The following is a 16,355-nucleotide window of genomic DNA, read 5'->3' as shown; positions in this document are numbered from 1 at the left end:
GGAGGTTACCGTGGCTGAACGAGGAAATACCAAGCACGGTGCGCATCTGGATGAACAGATGCAACACGAAGCCGAAGGCATGGTCAGGGGAACCAAACCCGCCCATGTTGAAGAAGCTCGCGAGACTGAACCCTTTCCTGATGAAACCGATCCGGCGGAAGTCAGGGAAGCGCTGAACCCCAACACCGGTAAGGGAGAAGCAGGTGGAGGAGGGGCATCAGATGAGTGATCGGCTCGCCAAGTATTCCGAGATCTTCCGTAAACCAGGTCCTTGGTGCATGGCCTATGTAGATGCCAGCGCCGGCACCGTGGATGGTCTGGAAGCCGCTGATGTCCAACCCGACAACGTGAGGAATGCACTCGCTGGACTTGGTGCTTCCGAGGACGATTTGGAAGCCGTTGCCGGAGCCATCCAGCCCGCGACGGGTGAGCCCTCACCTATCAGTCGCTACGTGCTGGTGCGACAGGGCGAGGTGGTGATCAACGAGTTGCTTCCCGGTGCGCTGCTCGGGCCGGAGCAGATCTCCACGGATGTTGTGCCGGATCTGCTTCCGTTGCTCAAGCATCATCCGGACGGCTTCGCCTATGTGGTGGCCGAGGTCAGCCGGGAGGAAGGTGAAATTCGGCTGCACCGTGCCGGCCGGCAGGCGGCGGAGGAAAGCCAGCACATCCGAGGCTCGGACGAGAATCTGAAGAAGGTTCCGGTGGGCGGCTGGTCACAAGGCCGGTATCAACGGCATACAGAGGAAATCTGGCGCCGCAACGCTGACCAGGTGGTGGAGCAGATCGACAGGGTGGTTCGTGAGAATAACGCTCGTCTGCTGGTCCTCGCAGGAGACATTCGGGCGCGGCAGCTCGTAGCCGATCAACTGTCGGAAGCCAGTAAAGCCATTCTCTCCACCGTGGATTCCCATACCCTTGCCGCAGGCTCAGACCGCGAAAAGTTCGAGGACGAGGTCAACTCCTTGGTCGCGCAACAATGGGCCACCGAGCAGGGGCAGCTCGTTGACCGTCTCGCCGAACAGGAAGGGCAGGCCAATCCGGAGTCGGCCACCGGCTTTGGTGCCGTGGTCCACGCCCTCCAGCAGGCCCAGGTTGAGGTGTTGATGTTCGACGACGGGTCGCTCACCGAGCGTAGGGTGTTGGCCCTGAATGCCGAACCATGGCTGGCCACCTCGGAGGAGGAATCGCTTGGCGCGGAAGTGCTGGGCAAGGTTCCTGCTGCCGCCGCGCTGCTCAGGGCCGCTGCTCTGACCGATGCGAGGGTGGAACTGGTCCCTTCAGCAGCACTGCCCGACGGCGTCGAGATTGCAGCCCTGCTTCGCTGGCCGACGGGGCCGGAAGTACCCGGGGCTACATAGGCATCTGCTTGAGAGGGCGCCTGCCTTTATAAGTGCGAGCGAAAGGGCCGGGGCGGATGCCTCGGCCCTTTCATGTGAAGCGCAGTGCTAGCTGTTCCGGGTTTCGATCTCGGCAGGCCGAACTTGGCTGGCGCGGATTCTCTCCAGATCGAACTTGTTGCTGCGGTCGAAGTTGAAGATGCCGTTCTTCTCCTGGAAAACGTCCGTTAGCTGGGTGTAGCAGTAACCAAACATGTCCGGGTTATCCAGCAGTACTGAGCAGAGGCCATCAAAGCGGGTGTAGAACTCTTCCTCGCTGCTGACGCGCTGGCCGTAGCCCCATGAGGTGGCGACGTCGCTTCCGTCCACAGCCTGACGGGCCTCCATTTCGTTCCACCAGATCCCGCCGAACTCCGAGACAAAGTAGGGCTGCCCCGCGTATGGCACGGAGTACTCCTCGCCGTCGGCTTTGCGGTTGATGTATGGCTTTCCCTCCGCCAACCCCTGCTGCTCGATGCGGAATCGGTCCGGGTCCTGCTCATAGGAGTGGGAATCGTAAATGTCTGTGTCGCGGATCCGGTGAGCGTAGCCGGAAGCGTCGATCACCGGCCGGGTAGGGTCGGCGAGCTTGGTGGCCAGGAACATGGCCTCGGTGACGTCGTCCAGCACTGTCAGGCGGTCATGGAGAACTTGGTGCGTCTCGTTGAGGGGGCACCAGCCGATGATGGAGGGGTGGTTGAAATCGCGCTTCAGCACTTCCAGCCATTGGGCCACGAAGCTGGTCGTGGGCTTTTGGTTGTGCCCCACAGTTCCTCCGCCGGAGACACCCCAATCGCCGAATTCGCCCCACACGAGGTAACCGAGGCGGTCAGCGTGATAGAGGAAGCGTTCTTCGAAGACCTTCTGGTGTAGACGGGCGCCGTTGAAACCTGCAGCCATGGACAATTCGATGTCCTTGATCAAGGCAGCGTCATCCGGCGAGGTCATCAGGGAGTCGGGCCAGTAGCCCTGATCCAGGATCAGTCGCTGGAAGACAGCCTTGCCGTTGATGCGAACCACCTTGCCGTCCAAGGCAACTGACCGCACTGCCGCGTAGCTGCTGACCTGGTCAACAACATTGCCCGAGTCATCGTGAATGCTGACATCGAGGTCATAGAGGAAGGGATCTTCGATGGACCATGGGCGCAGGGATTCGGCGGGGATGGTGAGGCGGAGTGATGGCGTCAGGTCCAGGTCTGCTTTGGCTGTTGCCTCAACACGCACGTCATTGTCGCTGAGGATGGCGGTGACCGTATGCCCGCTCCGGTTCTGGCTGACGGGCACCTCAAGTGTGATGCTGGAGTCCGCAAGGTTGGGAGTCATGCGGAGGCGTTTGATATGAACCGCCGGGACCGCTTCCATCCACACCGTCTGCCAAATTCCGGTGGTCCGGGTGTACTGGCAGTGGGTGTTGTTGTACCAAGTTGCCTGCTTGCCGCGGGCCTGCATCTCATGCCGTGAATCCCTGGCCCGCACCACAATCACTGCATCCGTTCCGGGGTCGGCGACTCCTCCGAGGTCCGCTGTGAAAGGCGTGAAGCCGCCCCGGTGTCTGGCAACTTCAACCCCATTCACCCATACGGTGGCGTCGTGGTCCACGGCGCCAAAGTGCAGCAGAACGTTCTGGCCCGCCCATTCCTGAGGGATGGTCACCGTTCGCCGGTACCAGACGGCTTCCATGAAATCGACGTGCTCGATCCCCGAAAGCGCGGATTCCGGTGCGAAAGGAACCAAAATCTCGCTGTTGAGTTTGCGCGTGGTGAGTCCGCGCTCCAAACCGGAGTCACCGGCGTCGATCTCAAATTCCCAAGTGCCGTTGAGATTCAGCCACTTGTCGCGGACTAATTGCGGGCAGGGGTGCTCGGGCTTGGGCATGGCGGGGGTCACATTTTGGCTCACAATCAAAAACCTAACGTGCCATGGGGTTGAGTACCACCAGCCGTCGCGCAAGGATGAATACCGTGACCCGATTCCGTTTAGCAATCCTTGATGATTACCAGCAGGTCTCCGGCGATTACGCGCCGTGGGATTCACTGCTCGACGACGACGTGAAGGTCAGCGTCTTCAGCGCGCCTTTCCTTTCGGAAGAGCAGGCCGTGGCCGCGTTGGCGCCGTTCGACATCATTGTGGCGATGCGCGAGCGAACCCGTTTTCCACAGGACGTCCTTGATTCGCTGCCGAACCTGAAGCTGCTGGTAACCACTGGCATGGCGAATGCGGCGATCGACCTTGAAGCGGCGGTGGAACGCGGCATTGTGGTCTGCGGAACGGGTGGCTCACCGGCCGCGGCCCCTGAACTGACGTGGGCTTTGCTGCTGGCTTTTGCCCGGAACCTGACTGTGGAGGAGAACTCACTGCGTGCTGGCGACTGGCAGACCGGCGTCGGGTTTGAACTCGAGGGCAAAACCCTTGGAATTGTTGGCTTGGGCAAGATCGGCAAGCGGATGGCGGGGTATGCCAAGGCATTCGGGATGGACGTCCTCGCTTGGAGTCAGAACCTCACGGCGGAAACTGCTGAAGCCGCCGGTGCCCGCAAGGTCAGCAAGGAGGAGTTGTTCCGGGAGTCCGACGTCGTGACGCTGCACCTGCGGTTATCAGAGAGGACAGAGGGCATCGTTGGCCCGGACGAACTGCGGCTTCTCGGCCCCGACGGCGTGTTGGTCAACACTGCGCGTGGCCCCTTGGTGGATGAGGCGGCGCTGATCCGAGCCTTGGAGGAGGGTTGGATCCGTGGCGCTGCCCTGGATGTCTTCGATGAGGAACCCCTTCCGGCGGGGCATGCGCTGTTGCATTCTCCGAGGACCGTTCTCTCGCCGCATATCGGCTACGTGACGCACGAGAGCTACCGGCAGTTCTATGGCGGCGCGTTTGAGGATGTGAAGGCGTGGCTTGATGGGGCTCCTGTGAGGGTTATTAGCGGGTAATTCCCGGCTCTTGCCGCGGCGCCGCTTGAACCCGTTAGCGCCGCTCGCACCTACTGGCCGTAGTTGTCGCACCCGCTAACGCGTATCGCACCAGAGGTTACGGGGGCGGTTGGCGGCAGCGGGTGCGATCCCCGGAAGCAAACACTTAAGTTACGCACTGGGCAAGCGCTTTCCGAGCGAAGCTGGCAAGATGGACCCATGCGTATCCTCATAGCCCCTGACAAGTTCAAGGGATCCCTGACCGCCGCCGAAGCCGCGTCAGCCATGGCCGAAGGTGCCCTGCGCGTTTATCCGGACGCCGTGACCACCCAGTTTCCCGTCGCCGACGGGGGCGAAGGTACTCTTGACGCCGCTATTGCTGCTGGTTACGAGGAACGGAACAACGCCGTTGTTGGCCCGATCCTCAAGCCTGTTGGAGCCTCATGGGCCATCCGCAAGGACTCCTTCGGCGGGGCCAGCGCCGTTATCGAGACCGCGATGGCTTCCGGCCTGGCTCATATGGAACCGACGCCGGAGAATTCCCTGCGTGCCCACAGCTACGGTTGCGGCCAGTTAGTGGCAGCGGCCCTCGACGCCGGTGCCACAGAGATCGTGCTCGGCTTGGGAGGCTCTGCCATGTCCGACGGCGGCAGCGGCGCCTTGCGTGCGTTGGGGCTCAAACCCCTTGATGCGGTCGGCAATGTGGTGCCACTCGGAGGAGGTTCCCTTGCCGACGTCGTTGCTTTGGATGTCTCCGGACTGGATCCGCGGCTGTCCGCCGTGAAGTTCCGCATCGCCGTCGACGTCCAAAACCCGCTGTACGGGCCGGAAGGCGCTGCGCACGTTTTTGGTCCCCAGAAGGGTGCCGATGAGGACGCTGTTGAAAAGCTCGACGCCGGTCTCCGCAACTGGGCGTCGCTCCTTCGGGAGGCCACGGGTCGCGATGTAAACGTTCCTGGAGCTGGAGCGGCAGGCGGGTTCCCGGCGTCGTTCCTCGCATTCACCGATGCCACGCTGGAAGGCGGCTTCGCGCTGGTCGCCGGGCTGACAGGCCTCGCCAAGCACCTCGGTGAGGCAGACCTCGTCATCACCGGCGAGGGTTCCATGGATGAGCAATCGCTCACCGGCAAGGCGCCCATCGCGTTGGCTGACGCCGCAAGCGTGCACGGAATTCCCGTGATCGCCGTGGCCGGGCGCATCACCGTCACGCCTGAAGACCTGGCGAAGCACGGCATCGTTGCCGCCGCCCAGCTGTTGGATGTCGCGCAGCGCAAGGATGGCGTCCCGGACGTCGCTGATGCTGTTGCCAACGCCGCTAAATACCTGGCCTGGGCGACGAGTCAGGTGCTTGAAGGGGCATAGCGGAATGTGTGGCTACTGTCGGTAGCCCTCCACTTCACTGATGGGGCGCGGCTCGGCCTCGTCAGGGTTCTCCCCGGCGTCTCTCTTGGCCCGGCGTTGGCGCAGCAGGTCCCAGCACTGGTCGAGCTGGGCTTCGAGTTGAGCCAATCGTGCCCGGCCGACATCGCCGTCGACGTTGTCCTCGGTTCCGCCGCCGCCAGATGTGGTGTCGCGGAGTCGGTGCTCCTCTTCAACCAACGATTGGATGCGCTCCAGAAGGTCCTGCTCGTCCATGTTCTTTCTCCTTGGGTAGCGGGATTGCGTGGTTACTTCGAACGTAGTCCTGCTGATGGGGTGCGTCTACTGGTGGCCAACGGCATACTTGGGTCATGAAATTCACTACGACCATCGTTGGCGATGGCAACAAAGCGGGCATCGAGGTTCCGGACGAGATCGTTGATGGGCTCGGCGCGGGAAAGCGGCCCCCGGTGGTGGTGACCATCAACGGCCGGAGTTACCGCAGCAGCATTGCCGTGATGGGCGGGAGTTACATGGTGGGTGTCAGCTCGGCCAATCGTGAACTGACCGGGACTGCGGCGGGGGACACCGTGGACGTTGATCTCGAAATAGACACCGAACCCCGGGTTGTAGAGGTGCCTGCGGATCTGGCCGCCGCCCTGGATGCGGAACCGGAGGCGCAGGCGTTCTACGGCACATTGAACTACAGCAGCCAACGCCGCTATGTCGAGCCGATCGGTGATGCCAAGACCGATGAGACGCGCGCCCGGCGGATAGCTAAGGTCGTTGCGGATTTGAAGGCGGGCAAGAAATAGCATCTAGGCCGGACCGTTCGCCCTGGCGATGGCAACGGCTTCCTCGATGCCCTTGGTCCATGGTTCACCGTGTCCCGGGAGCACAAGGCCTGCCCGGGTCAGTGCCAGTTGCTTGAGTGATGCAAGGTTAAGGGCGCTATCGGCAGTGGCTGCGCCGGCAACGATTCGCGGCCCGGTTCTTTGGGTGTACGGATCCATGGTGACGAGGGCGTCCCCGCTGAAAAGGATTCCGCGCTCGCGGAGAAACAGTCCGCAGTGGCCGCTGGTGTGCCCAGGGGAGAAGATGATTTCCGGGCTGCCAGGGACGGGAAGAGCCCCGGTGCCGGGAAAGTGCCTGACGTCCTCGACTCCTTTCACGTTGAGAGCTCCGGCCTTGGTCATGCTCGCCATTACCGGAAGTCCTTGCGGGTGGGTGAGGGCAAAGATGAACCGCGAGCGTTCGTGCCGGTAGCGGTAGGGGTGTTTGGCGATGTAGGAGTCTTCGGTGTGCACCCACACGGGAATACCCAACTCCTGGTGGAGCCGTTTGGCCAGTCCCAAGTGATCGAAGTGAGCATGCGTCAGGACCAAAGCGCGAATGTCCTGGAGGGAATGACCGAGGATCCTGAGTGACTGGTCCAGCGGTGTCCACATAGCCGGAAGCCCGGAATCGATCAGGGTGAGACCGTCGCGGCCTTCCACCACGTAGAAATTCACGTAGGCGTCCGAGAAGCGATGGACACCGTCTGCCACCTCGGTCATTGCCATGGTTGCTCCGCTTTCTGGTTCGGTCAGATGGGCCGGTGCAATCACTACCATAAGCATGCTTAGTATTTTCGAACAAGGGTGTCGGTGCTGGATTCTCAAGAGCCTCGGAATTAAAGGTGACCTGAATCACGTCATATTCATCCGGTTGATCCCACTACCAAGTAGTGACGGGCTGTGGAGCGCATTTCGGATGCAGAACAACAGCCACAGTCGATGAGGCGAAGAGACCCTCTTGTCGGCTGGTCACCGTGCGCGAGCAAGGCCCCCACCGTCGGCTGGCCGGCCGCGCACTTGTCCGCTCGCCCAGGCGGACAGTGTGGCCGGCCAGGACTTTGACCACCCGGGCCGGCCACACCTGGCGCAGTTTGAGTGATTCTGAGCCGACCCCGCCGTCGTGCAACGGCCACTAGGCTGGAGTTTTGAATCTTTAGGGGGTGGCCGTGGTTTATGACCGGGAGCGTTATCGGCATGAGGATGCCGTGTACGCCGAACACAAGACGGCAATCGCCAATGGCGAGAAGCGAGTGCTCCGCAGGACCGCCACCGGTGAACTCCACAGTTATCCGGGCGATGAGATTGGGTTTTCGCCGGGTCGGGGCCAAGCCCAGGTCAGCACTTGGTGGGGGATGGCCATTCTGTCGGCCCTCGGATGCGCTGGATTCATCGCCGCTGTAGCCATGTTCCTGTCCCCACTTTGGATTGGGGAGGGACTCTCTTGGGGTGCTCTGTGGGTTATGGGGCTCGCAGGATTTATTGCCTGGTACGGGTTCAAGCTGGCCAGGGACGAGTACAAGGCCGCACGGCTTCGCAAGGAACGCGGTTCTCCCAAACCGGGCACCGGTTACGTGGATGTGGATCTGCTCGAACTAGGGAGTCATGAATGACTGGTGCGCCTGCACCGGAAGGCTCGCTCCCAAACGTAGGGCGCGTTTCCGCGTAATGAATTATCTCCGGACGCCACAAGCCTACGCAGGTAGGCGGGCCGCTGGGGCGAGTGCCGCCGTCGTCGACGCCTTCCGAGCTATCAGGGCGATTCCCGTCGCCGACGCGAGGAAGACGACGCCTAGGATGACCCAGCCCAGCGCGCCATGTTCGACGACGGTGGCGGTCACCACAAGCGGCGCCAGCATGGCCCCCAAGGCAGATCCCATGCCGAACATCCCCTGGTAGGCGCCTGCTTGGAGGGGGTTGGCGAGTTCGAAGCTGAGTCCCCAGGCGCCGGCTTGCGAGAGGATTTCCGCGAACGAGTGAAGGAGAGCCGCGCCGCACAGGAGGGTGATGGCTGCGATCACCGGCACCCCGCCCGCAGTTGCGTAAACTGCGCAGGCTACGGCCATGAGGACGCCACCCGCCATCACGATTCTTCCTGCGCGTCGAGGGTTGTCGGTGCCACGGGAGAGCGGCACCTGCAGCAGAACCACACACAAAGTGTTGATGACCAGGATGACGGAGATCAGGACGTCCGGTGCACTGGTGTCCTGCGAAATCCACAACGGGACGCCCATCTCGGCCAGCCCGAACTGCATGCCGAAAATGCCGGACAGCACTGTCAGCAGTACATAGCGGCGGTCCCTAAATGGGGAGATACCGCGCTTCGGGGCAGGGCGGGCGGGATCTTGACGCGGTGCGTCTACACGGGTGGGTAAGCGGCGGAGGTGCAGCGCGCTCAGGATGTAGACCATGCCAGCACCCATCATCATTCCCCGGAATGCGTCGGCGGTGCCGGCCAGCAGCGCGAGTCCGGCAATCATGCCTCCTATAGCGATGCCGAGGTTTGTGATGGTGCGGAGGACCGCACGCGCATTCACGCGGTTGGGACCGACGAAGGCCCGGGCGATGATCGCGGAGCGCGTGGCATTCGCGCCACGGTTCATGCCCACTGCGATACAGGCAATGACGACGGCGGTGCTGAAGTTCCCGGCGAACGTATAGGTTCCGATCGCCAGACCTTCGATGGCGACCATGCCCACAAGGAGTCGACGTGCGGAAAAGCGGTCGGCGAGTCGGCCCCCAATATAGGACGTCGCGACGCCCACCCCGCTGGAAACTGAAAGGATCACGGCAATTTCCACGGCACTCAGTCCAACGAAGCGACTGAAGTACAGGACTGTCAACGTGAGGAAGATGCCGCGGCCCACTGTGGCAACGAGGATGGCAGAAGCGAGGATTTTGAGGGTGGGGTCAGAGAGTGCGGCACGGAGACCGTGCTGCGCAACCGGAGCGGTATTCGCGGGGAATCTAATCACATCCCTAGTTCTGTCATCCCCTAGGAACGGTTGGAATTGATGTAGCGTTATGCTTCATGTTGAAGTACGAGTTGTCCGATGCAGACCTAGGGGGTGTGCGTTTCGGCATCTCGCCCTTGTGCGAACTCGGACTTTCCCTGAGGGCTATTCGTGATCCCAGCCGCTACCCGCTCCAATTGCCGTGGTTACGTCGGACTGAGGAGGCCCGCTCCCGCCTGAACCTTGAGGGCCTGCTGGCCCTGGTGAATGAACGGCACTGGACCCCGGACTTTCTGAATCCCCGCCCGAAGTCGCCTCTGACCCGCATCGACGACGAATTCGCTGCACTATCCGGGGTCTCTGCAGAGCAGTTCCATTCAGATTTGATGAGCGTTCACGGTTCGGTGCCTGCTGTCTATTCCGGACCCGCCCGTCCGGCGATCCGGCGAATGGTCGGGTACCTCGAAGACTTCTGGGACAGTTGCTTCGCGCCGCACTGGTTGCGTATGCGCACCATCCTGGAAGCGGATATCGTCTACCGCGGCCGGCAGATTGCGCAAGGCGGGCTGTTCACGATGCTCAACGACCTGTCCGGTGCTGTCGAGTTCGACGGGCGCGTGATCTCCGTGAAGTTGAAGAACCCGGCGTCGCGGACCGAGAAGACTGACGGGCTGGGGCTGACTCTTGTTCCCACCATGTTTACCCGTAGGGCCTCTGCGCCCGTGAACCACGGCTACCCGCCGCTACTGATGTATCCAGTCCGGGGCCAGGGTGCCATGTGGGAAGCGGAGCGCGTTACGAATCCGGCTGCGATTGTGGCTGTGTTGGGAGAGGTTCGGACCAGCCTGCTCACAGCGCTGGCTGCCCCGGCCTCGTCCACCGAGCTGGGCCTTCGCTTCGGGGTCACAACGTCCGCTGTAAACCAGCATCTCAGGGCCCTCCATGATGCGGGACTCGTGACATCAACACGATACGGCCGCAGCGTGCTCTACTTCAGGAGCGAACTGGGCGCGGCGCTGCTACTGGGGTGACCGCTCAGGCAGGCCGACGGCGGCGCGTGACTGCCGCCGTCGTTCGCTTAGTCCTTGCGCAGGCTGTACGTGCTGACCACGTTGCCCTTGCTGGTGGCGAACTGGTTCTCCAACACGAGCCGGTGCAGCGGATCGCCGTCTTCGAAGAGTCGTCGCCCGCTGCCGGCCACTACTGGGTGCGTCATGAGGGTGAGTTCATCGAGGATGCCCGCGAAGAACAGCTGGCGGACCAGGGAGATGCTGCCGCAAACTGCGATTTCGCCGCCGTCCCGCGATTTCAGCTCCTTGACGAACTGCTCAACGTCGCCCTCAATCAGGTGGGAATTTTCCCATTCAAGGGGTGCGGACAAGGTGCGGGAGGCAACAAACTTCTCCACAGGGTTGATGAAGGCGGCAAAATCTTCGTCCCGCGGCGCCGTCGGCCAATATCCCGCCCACTCCTGGTAACCGACTCGACCCAGAACCACGGCGTCCACGCTGTCAATCATCGTGGAGAGGCCAGTGCCGAGTTCGTCGTCGAAGCTATCGAACTGGAACTTGAAGGGATCCTGGACTACGCCGTCTACGGAGTGGAACAGCCCAGCGGTGACTTTGCGCAATTGTTTCTCCTGATGGACGGCGGTGTGTGGACGATTGATGTTGAGCGGCGGTGTTAGGCGGCGCGGCTAGTGGTCCGGGTAGCGCACGGCGAAAGAGCCGTCACGTTGCCGAAGTCCGGGGCAAGGCGAACGGGAACGGCATGGAGTGCGGCGTAGCCCTGCAGTTGATACAGCGCGTCCTGATCAATGGTGGCTTGGGAAAGATCCATCTCGACGCCGAGTCCGCCGCCAAGGCTCTTGGTGCGTTGGACTACCGGGTAGAGCCCTTGGAGGCTTGAGGTGGTCACTCGACCGGTCGCTGCGATCTGGATCTGTTCGCCGTCAACGTCGACGCGAACAACTACGGAGAGCTTGTCGCTGGCCAATGTACTGCCTTTCATCCTTGCTGCCACGCTGCAGCGTCCCCCAGCGTATGCGTCGAGTGTGACCTGCGCAACATTACGACGGCGGAGCTGCCGCAGCCGCTACTTCTCAACGGTCGTTTGCGCGGTAATCGGATGCGGCGAGCCCACGGGGCAGCACTCGGAGACACCGAAACTGCCAACGTCCACTCGCAAGGAAGTGGGACATGAAACGTGTGTAGCGTTCAGAGCACCTTCGCCGGGTTCTGCGCGTCGGTTATGCCCCTCGTACCAGTGCCGAGCGCGTATGCTCTGAGAATTGTTGCGTATGCCTTGCGCGCACGACCGGATTCGAGTTGCATCCAACGGATGTTGACGTAACAGTGGGTGCCCCAAAACACCTGAGGACGAATCTCAGGGGATTCAGCTGCACAGCGCTGAAACTTCTCCCGTTTCTGCGTCCAACCGGGCCATGGGTTGGACCGGCCGCGGAAATTTCGAATTGCTTGGCCGCACGGACGATGGGGAACTGGTCCTTTACCCGAGGACCTACCCCTTCAGGAAGAACGGTTGGTGCTTTGAAGGAAACTGCCCAGGCTTCGAACCTTCAAGCTGGGATGAACCGCGAGTTGTAGGGACAGGCTGGTACGTCTTTAACGTTGTGTTCTCGCCAGGGGATTTCGACGGGGACGGCAACAACGACATCCTTGCCCGGGATTCGGTGGGCGACCTCTACCTCTACCCAGGGGACGGAGAGGGCGGATGGCTGGAGAGATCGGTCGTCGGCACGGGCTGGAACATCTTCGACTCAATCGTTGGCCCAGGGGATTTTGACGGGGACGGCATAAATGATGTCCTCGCCCGGGATCGTCAGGGAAACCTGCACCTGTATCCCGGTAACGGCGAAGGCGGCTGGCTCGCTCCCGCCCAAGTTGGCTCGGGATGGCAGATCTTCGACAAAATCGTTGCCCCAGGGGACGTAGCCGGCGACGGCGGCGTGGACATCTACGGCCGTGATCGCAGCGGCTACCTCCACGAATACCCCACGGACGGTCAAGGGAACTGGAAGCAACCCTCAGTGTGGGGACCCGGGTGGGCAGTGACGTCCGAAATCAGCGGGGCAGGCAGCTACGAGCACAACCTGGACGTCGCGGTAAACGGAGGGCACCCCCAACCGGGCAACAATGTCATCGCCATCAACCAGGACGGCGATCTCCTCAAATACGGCGGACGATTCGGCACCCAACAAATAGGCAACGGCTGGGATATCTTCACTTCGCTCATTTAGCGCTCCCAAGAACCTTCCGTTGCTCCTCGCAAAGCCTGCAGACAGCGAAACGCCAAGTGCCGTCGTCGTACTTCTTGTGAAAGTACGACGGCGGCACTTGCCGTCTGTGGGTTAATGGCCGCTAGGCGGTCTGGCCAGCGTGTTGGCCCTCGGAGATCTCCTCAACCACCTTGCTGTTGAAGGCGGGGAGGTCGTCAGGGTTGCGGCTGGTGACCAGGCCCTGGTCCACCACCACTTCCTCGTCGGTCCAGTTGGCGCCCGCGTTCTTCAGGTCCGTCTGGAGGGTGTGATACGAGGTGACGTTGCGGCCCTTGATCACGCCGGCCTCGATGAGAATCCACGGTCCGTGGCAGATCGAGGCAACGGGCTTGTGCTGCTCAAAGAAGGCGCGCGTGAAGTTCTGCGCGTCCTTATCTACGCGGAGATGATCAGCGTTCACGACGCCGCCGGGGAGAACCAGCGCGTCGAAATCGGAGGCGTTGGCCTCGGCTACCGCGAGGTCGACGTCGAAGGTGTCACCCTTCTCCACGCCGTTGAAACCTTGGAGCTTTCCCTTGGAGGGAGCCACGAGAGTGGGCTCGCCGCCCGCATCCTTGACCGCCTGCCATGGGCTGGTGAGTTCCACCTGCTCCACACCGTCCGTCAGCAGGAATGCGACCTTCTTGCCTGTGATGTTGTGTTCTGACATTGTTCCTCCTCCGTTGCGCGGCGGAGTGCTTTTTGAGCGTGGGCCGCCGCTGTGAGAGTTGTTTGTCTGACCTGTTCAAGCCTAGGGAAGGTCGCTTTAGTAAGCAAGCTGACTAACTGCAAAGTGCGGAGACCCGTTGCTTAACTATCGAATATCGATAGAATCAGACTGTTGTTCGATAAAGGAGTTTCCATGGGAAAGCTGACGATCCTCGCATTACGGATAGTAATTGCGATGGTGCTGGCGGGTTCGTTGTTTGTCCAGGTACGGATGGTGCCGCTGCTCTCTACCGACCTGATTGAGGCCGGAGCCCCCGATGGTCCCCGCATCGCGCTGCTGGCCATCGTGGTCCTGGGGATTCTGTGCGTCCAGGTGGTTGCGGTCTGCGTGTGGCGATTGCTGACCATGGTGCGCCGCGGAACGGTGTTCTCCCACCGGGCTTTCCGCTTCGTGGACATCATCTTTGGAGCCATCGCTTTCGCAGCGGTGCTGGTGTTTGGCATCGCGGTGATTCTGGCGCCCGGCGAGACGGCCCCTGGCATTGTGTTGCTGATCTGCGGGGCGGCGTTGATGATCGGGGGCGTGGCACTGGTTGTGTTGGTGATGCGAACCCTGCTGATCCAAGCCGTAGCGCGGGACGTCGAAGCCGCACAGCTCCGTTCCGAGCTCGACGAGGTGATCTGATGCCGATCATCGTGGATATCGACGTCATGCTGGCCAAGCGCAAAATGCCCGTTGGAGTGCTGGCCGAGAAAGTTGGGATCACGCCAGCCAACTTGGCTGTACTCAAGAATGGGAGGGCGAAGGCCGTGAGGTTTACAACGCTCGAAGCGCTGTGCGAGGTACTGGACTGCCAACCAGGGGATCTGCTGCGGTGGGAAACTGAGGATCGCTGGGATAGCGCAGACCCATCTGCCGGCGAGCCTCGTCCAGCAGTTCCATCATCGCAACCGACTCCCCAGGAGTCATGAACGGGCTCTCGGTCAGCCCAGCCTGAAGGCACCGCGTCACCTCGCGCAGTTCATAGCTGAATCCGTGCCCGGTCACCTCGAACCTTTCCGTCCGCGGCGTGCCGCTGCGTGGCTGGATGATGAGCTCGGCCGGGTTGAACAGGGGAGCGGAGGATCGCAACCAACCTTCCGTCCCTCCGACAGTCACCACGCTGGGGCATTCCGCGCCGATCGACGTGATGAGCTGCGCATGGGCTCCGCTCTCATAATCCAGGGCAAGGGAATTCTGCAGGTCCACACCCTCAGGAGTCAGGACCCCGCTGGCAAGCATGCTGCGGGGCTCACCAAAAACTTCGAGCGCCCATGTCAGTGGATAGACGGCGAGGTCCAGCAATGCTCCACCGCCGGCGGCCGGATCCCAGATCCGGGACGCGGGGTCGTAAGCAGGCACGAAGCCGAGGTCAGCTTGGAGCCAGCGCGGCTCCCCGATCTCCCCTGACCGCAAAATTTCGACGGCGCGGCAGAAGCTCGGCAGGAACCGGGTCCACACCGCCTCCATGAGGAAAAGCCCACGAGCCCGGGCGAGATCAGACAGCTCGCCTGCCTGCACGGCATCCATGGCGATGGGCTTTTCGCACAGGACGTGCTTTCCCGCATTAAGCGCAGCCAACGCGACGGCGTGATGCTGAGCGTGCGGCGTGGCGATATACACGACGTCGACGGCGGGGTCAGCCAGCAGCCGCTCGTAGCCCGGCGTCTCTCCTGCGTCCGAGTAGGCCGTGGCAAACCCGAACTTTTCAGCAAAGCTCCGGGCCGAAGCCTCCGAGCGGGAACTGACAGCTTGCAGGACGGCGTCCTCAAGGAGCGCAAGATCCTGCACCACGCGCAGGGCTATGGATCCCGTGGCCACTACTCCCCAACGGATGGGGCGGCCTGTCGCGAGGGAAGGGGCGGTGGTGCTGACGGGAGCAGGAAGCATGGAAGCCTTTCAAGGCATGGCGCTAAACGGAATCGCGGATGACGATCGACGTTGGCATTCTGGTGACGCGTTCCGCTGGTTTGCCCTCGATCAGGTTCACCAGGGTCTCGGCCATCTTCTTGCCGAGTTCAACAATCGGGTGATGCACGGTGGTGAGGGCGGGGGTCACTGAGGTAGCGAAGGAATCGTCGTCAAAACCGACGACGGCGATGTCCTCCGGGATGCGCAGGCCCCGCCCCTGGATGGCGGTGTAGGCGCCGGCGGCCATTTGGTCGTTCGCCGCGAAAACAGCGTCAATCGGCACGCCCCGATCCAGCAAACGATGCATTGCTCTGGCGCCGGATGCCAAAGTGAAGTCGCCTTCCTCCATCAAGCCCTCCCCAAGACCTGCCTCCCGCACGGCAGTCCTCCACCCGGCGAGACGGTCAATGCCCGGGGGCATGTCTTGGGGACCCGCAATCGTGGCAACGCTCTTTCGGCCGCTCTCGGTCAGAAGCCGGGTGACCTCGTAGGCAGCTTGCTCGTTGGCCACATCCACGTAGTAGCTCTCCTTGCCGCCTACTAAGGGGCGCCCGGCGAACACCATGGGAAGTGATCCCGAAAGGTGCGTCCAGGAGTTGTCACCACTGTGGTGCGACACCACCAGGACACCGTCCACGTTGCCTCCGAGCAGGAAGCTGCGGGTTTTTTCCGGCTTCGACTCAGAAGAGATCACCATGTTCAGCGTGTACTCGGTATCGGTCAGGAACAGAGCAATGCCTTGGACCACCGATGCGAAGAAGGGGTCCGCAAAGACCTTGGATGTCGACTCCGGGACGATCAGGGTGACCGCATTCGCCCGGCGTTTGGCGAGGGAACGTGCGGCACGGTTTGGCGTGTAGTCGAGTGCAAGGATCGCTTTTCTCACGGACTGTGCCAGTTCGGGGTCAACACTAGGGCTGTCATTGACGACGCGGGACACGGTGGCCCTCGACACCCCGGCCAAGGCAGCCACCATCTCAAGGGTGGGTACCGGCCGGGGGCCGCTGGTGTCCTGCGTCATCGTCATCTC

18 protein-coding genes and 1 pseudogene are annotated in these 16,355 nt (G+C 62.0%); 10 read left to right on the top strand and 9 right to left on the bottom strand.

Annotated elements, in window-relative coordinates:
* Positions 1 to 10 precede the first annotated feature (10 nt).
* Together M1D89_RS23595 and M1D89_RS23590 are read left to right on the top strand one after the other, a co-directional pair.
* Complete coding sequence (locus M1D89_RS23595; RefSeq protein ID WP_498647489.1) at positions 11 to 229, top strand: hypothetical protein; 219 nt, start codon at positions 11 to 13, stop codon at positions 227 to 229.
* On the top strand, positions 222 to 1,361 hold the full coding sequence (locus M1D89_RS23590; RefSeq protein ID WP_498647487.1) for a baeRF2 domain-containing protein: 1,140 nt from the start codon (positions 222 to 224) through the stop codon (positions 1,359 to 1,361). The genes M1D89_RS23595 and M1D89_RS23590 overlap by 8 nt, the downstream gene beginning before the upstream one ends.
* An 87-nt stretch (positions 1,362 to 1,448) precedes the next feature.
* On the opposite strand, the gene M1D89_RS23585 is transcribed toward M1D89_RS23590, so the two are convergent.
* Entirely contained in the window at positions 1,449 to 3,266 is a 1,818-nt protein-coding gene (locus M1D89_RS23585) for a glycoside hydrolase family 2 protein (protein ID WP_498651025.1), read from the bottom strand.
* A 65-nt stretch (positions 3,267 to 3,331) separates the two neighbouring features.
* Here M1D89_RS23585 and M1D89_RS23580 point away from each other — a divergent pair, with 65 nt between their 5' ends.
* Together M1D89_RS23580 and M1D89_RS23575 are read left to right on the top strand one after the other, a co-directional pair.
* Complete coding sequence (locus tag M1D89_RS23580) at positions 3,332 to 4,303, top strand: D-2-hydroxyacid dehydrogenase family protein (RefSeq protein WP_498651024.1); 972 nt, start codon at positions 3,332 to 3,334, stop codon at positions 4,301 to 4,303.
* Positions 4,304 to 4,501: 198 nt separating this feature from the next.
* Positions 4,502 to 5,644 carry a glycerate kinase gene (locus tag M1D89_RS23575; protein ID WP_498647486.1) on the top strand — a complete coding sequence of 381 codons (1,143 nt, stop codon included), beginning with the start codon at positions 4,502 to 4,504 and terminating at the stop codon, positions 5,642 to 5,644.
* A gap of 12 nt (positions 5,645 to 5,656) precedes the next feature.
* Here M1D89_RS23575 and M1D89_RS23570 read toward each other — a convergent pair whose 3' ends face one another.
* Positions 5,657 to 5,917 carry a DUF2630 family protein gene (locus M1D89_RS23570; protein ID WP_498647484.1) on the bottom strand — a complete coding sequence of 87 codons (261 nt, stop codon included), beginning with the start codon at positions 5,915 to 5,917 and terminating at the stop codon, positions 5,657 to 5,659.
* A 95-nt stretch (positions 5,918 to 6,012) separates the two neighbouring features.
* On the opposite strand from M1D89_RS23570, the gene M1D89_RS23565 reads away from it, so the two are divergent.
* Positions 6,013 to 6,456, top strand: coding sequence for a YdeI/OmpD-associated family protein (locus M1D89_RS23565; RefSeq protein ID WP_498647482.1), 444 nt, complete (start codon positions 6,013 to 6,015; stop codon positions 6,454 to 6,456).
* 3 nt (positions 6,457 to 6,459) lie between these two features.
* Here the strand turns inward: M1D89_RS23565 and M1D89_RS23560 are convergent, their stop codons facing one another.
* Positions 6,460 to 7,260: an MBL fold metallo-hydrolase gene (locus M1D89_RS23560; RefSeq protein WP_498647481.1), complete on the bottom strand. Its 801-nt coding sequence runs from the start codon at positions 7,258 to 7,260 to the stop codon at positions 6,460 to 6,462.
* 383 nt (positions 7,261 to 7,643) lie between these two features.
* Between M1D89_RS23560 and M1D89_RS23555 the strand changes: the two genes are divergently transcribed.
* Positions 7,644 to 8,087: a hypothetical protein gene (locus tag M1D89_RS23555; RefSeq protein ID WP_498647479.1), complete on the top strand. Its 444-nt coding sequence runs from the start codon at positions 7,644 to 7,646 to the stop codon at positions 8,085 to 8,087.
* Between the two features lie 81 nt (positions 8,088 to 8,168).
* Here the strand turns inward: M1D89_RS23555 and M1D89_RS23550 are convergent, their stop codons facing one another.
* Positions 8,169 to 9,449 (bottom strand): MFS transporter, encoded by a 1,281-nt coding sequence (locus M1D89_RS23550; RefSeq protein ID WP_498647477.1) that lies wholly within the window; start codon positions 9,447 to 9,449, stop codon positions 8,169 to 8,171.
* Positions 9,450 to 9,505: 56 nt separating this feature from the next.
* Here M1D89_RS23550 and M1D89_RS23545 point away from each other — a divergent pair, with 56 nt between their 5' ends.
* The gene (locus M1D89_RS23545) at positions 9,506 to 10,459 is read left to right on the top strand and encodes an ArsR/SmtB family transcription factor (RefSeq protein WP_498647475.1); all 954 of its coding nucleotides are present in this window, start codon (positions 9,506 to 9,508) and stop codon (positions 10,457 to 10,459) included.
* Positions 10,460 to 10,506: 47 nt separating this feature from the next.
* Here M1D89_RS23545 and M1D89_RS23540 read toward each other — a convergent pair whose 3' ends face one another.
* Positions 10,507 to 11,058, bottom strand: a complete 552-nt coding sequence (locus M1D89_RS23540) for a dihydrofolate reductase family protein (protein WP_498647473.1) — start codon at positions 11,056 to 11,058, stop codon at positions 10,507 to 10,509.
* A 53-nt stretch (positions 11,059 to 11,111) separates the two neighbouring features.
* Positions 11,112 to 11,438 (bottom strand): hypothetical protein, encoded by a 327-nt coding sequence (locus M1D89_RS23535; RefSeq protein WP_498647472.1) that lies wholly within the window; start codon positions 11,436 to 11,438, stop codon positions 11,112 to 11,114.
* Between the two features lie 433 nt (positions 11,439 to 11,871).
* Between M1D89_RS23535 and M1D89_RS23530 the strand changes: the two genes are divergently transcribed.
* Complete coding sequence (locus tag M1D89_RS23530) at positions 11,872 to 12,687, top strand: FG-GAP-like repeat-containing protein (RefSeq protein ID WP_498647470.1); 816 nt, start codon at positions 11,872 to 11,874, stop codon at positions 12,685 to 12,687.
* Positions 12,688 to 12,808: 121 nt separating this feature from the next.
* On the opposite strand, the gene M1D89_RS23525 is transcribed toward M1D89_RS23530, so the two are convergent.
* Positions 12,809 to 13,375, bottom strand: coding sequence for a type 1 glutamine amidotransferase domain-containing protein (locus M1D89_RS23525; RefSeq protein ID WP_498647469.1), 567 nt, complete (start codon positions 13,373 to 13,375; stop codon positions 12,809 to 12,811).
* A 192-nt stretch (positions 13,376 to 13,567) separates the two neighbouring features.
* Here M1D89_RS23525 and M1D89_RS23520 point away from each other — a divergent pair, with 192 nt between their 5' ends.
* Both M1D89_RS23520 and M1D89_RS23515 read left to right on the top strand, forming a co-directional pair.
* Positions 13,568 to 14,059, top strand: coding sequence for a DUF2975 domain-containing protein (locus M1D89_RS23520; protein WP_498647467.1), 492 nt, complete (start codon positions 13,568 to 13,570; stop codon positions 14,057 to 14,059).
* A complete protein-coding gene (locus tag M1D89_RS23515) occupies positions 14,059 to 14,346 on the top strand; it encodes a helix-turn-helix domain-containing protein (protein WP_498647466.1) in 288 nt (95 codons plus the stop codon). The genes M1D89_RS23520 and M1D89_RS23515 overlap by 1 nt, the downstream gene beginning before the upstream one ends.
* Positions 14,347 to 14,560: 214 nt before the next feature.
* On the opposite strand, the pseudogene M1D89_RS23510 reads toward M1D89_RS23515, so the two are convergent.
* Both M1D89_RS23510 and M1D89_RS23505 read right to left on the bottom strand, forming a co-directional pair.
* Positions 14,561 to 15,304, bottom strand: a pseudogene (locus tag M1D89_RS23510) (Gfo/Idh/MocA family protein); the annotation flags it as partial.
* Between the two features lie 22 nt (positions 15,305 to 15,326).
* Positions 15,327 to 16,346, bottom strand: coding sequence for a LacI family DNA-binding transcriptional regulator (locus M1D89_RS23505; protein ID WP_498651023.1), 1,020 nt, complete (start codon positions 16,344 to 16,346; stop codon positions 15,327 to 15,329).
* Positions 16,347 to 16,355 lie beyond the last annotated feature (9 nt).

The sequence above is a fragment of the Arthrobacter sp. D3-18 genome, assembly GCF_054408525.1.
The sequence above is the reverse complement of the archived record's forward strand: the minus strand, read 5'-3'. Positions and strand labels throughout refer to the sequence as shown.

Coding starts and splice junctions, on each gene's coding strand:
- M1D89_RS23590 (WP_498647487.1), top strand. CDS start 222: ATGAGTGATCGGCTCGCCAAGTATTCCGAGATCTTCCGTAAACCAGGT.
- M1D89_RS23580 (WP_498651024.1), top strand. CDS start 3,332: ATGAATACCGTGACCCGATTCCGTTTAGCAATCCTTGATGATTACCAG.
- M1D89_RS23575 (WP_498647486.1), top strand. CDS start 4,502: ATGCGTATCCTCATAGCCCCTGACAAGTTCAAGGGATCCCTGACCGCC.
- M1D89_RS23570 (WP_498647484.1), bottom strand. CDS start 5,917: ATGGACGAGCAGGACCTTCTGGAGCGCATCCAATCGTTGGTTGAAGAG.
- M1D89_RS23565 (WP_498647482.1), top strand. CDS start 6,013: ATGAAATTCACTACGACCATCGTTGGCGATGGCAACAAAGCGGGCATC.
- M1D89_RS23560 (WP_498647481.1), bottom strand. CDS start 7,260: ATGCTTATGGTAGTGATTGCACCGGCCCATCTGACCGAACCAGAAAGC.
- M1D89_RS23545 (WP_498647475.1), top strand. CDS start 9,506: ATGTTGAAGTACGAGTTGTCCGATGCAGACCTAGGGGGTGTGCGTTTC.
- M1D89_RS23535 (WP_498647472.1), bottom strand. CDS start 11,438: ATGAAAGGCAGTACATTGGCCAGCGACAAGCTCTCCGTAGTTGTTCGC.
- M1D89_RS23530 (WP_498647470.1), top strand. CDS start 11,872: ATGGGTTGGACCGGCCGCGGAAATTTCGAATTGCTTGGCCGCACGGAC.
- M1D89_RS23525 (WP_498647469.1), bottom strand. CDS start 13,375: ATGTCAGAACACAACATCACAGGCAAGAAGGTCGCATTCCTGCTGACG.
- M1D89_RS23520 (WP_498647467.1), top strand. CDS start 13,568: ATGGGAAAGCTGACGATCCTCGCATTACGGATAGTAATTGCGATGGTG.
- M1D89_RS23515 (WP_498647466.1), top strand. CDS start 14,059: ATGCCGATCATCGTGGATATCGACGTCATGCTGGCCAAGCGCAAAATG.
- M1D89_RS23505 (WP_498651023.1), bottom strand. CDS start 16,346: ATGACGCAGGACACCAGCGGCCCCCGGCCGGTACCCACCCTTGAGATG.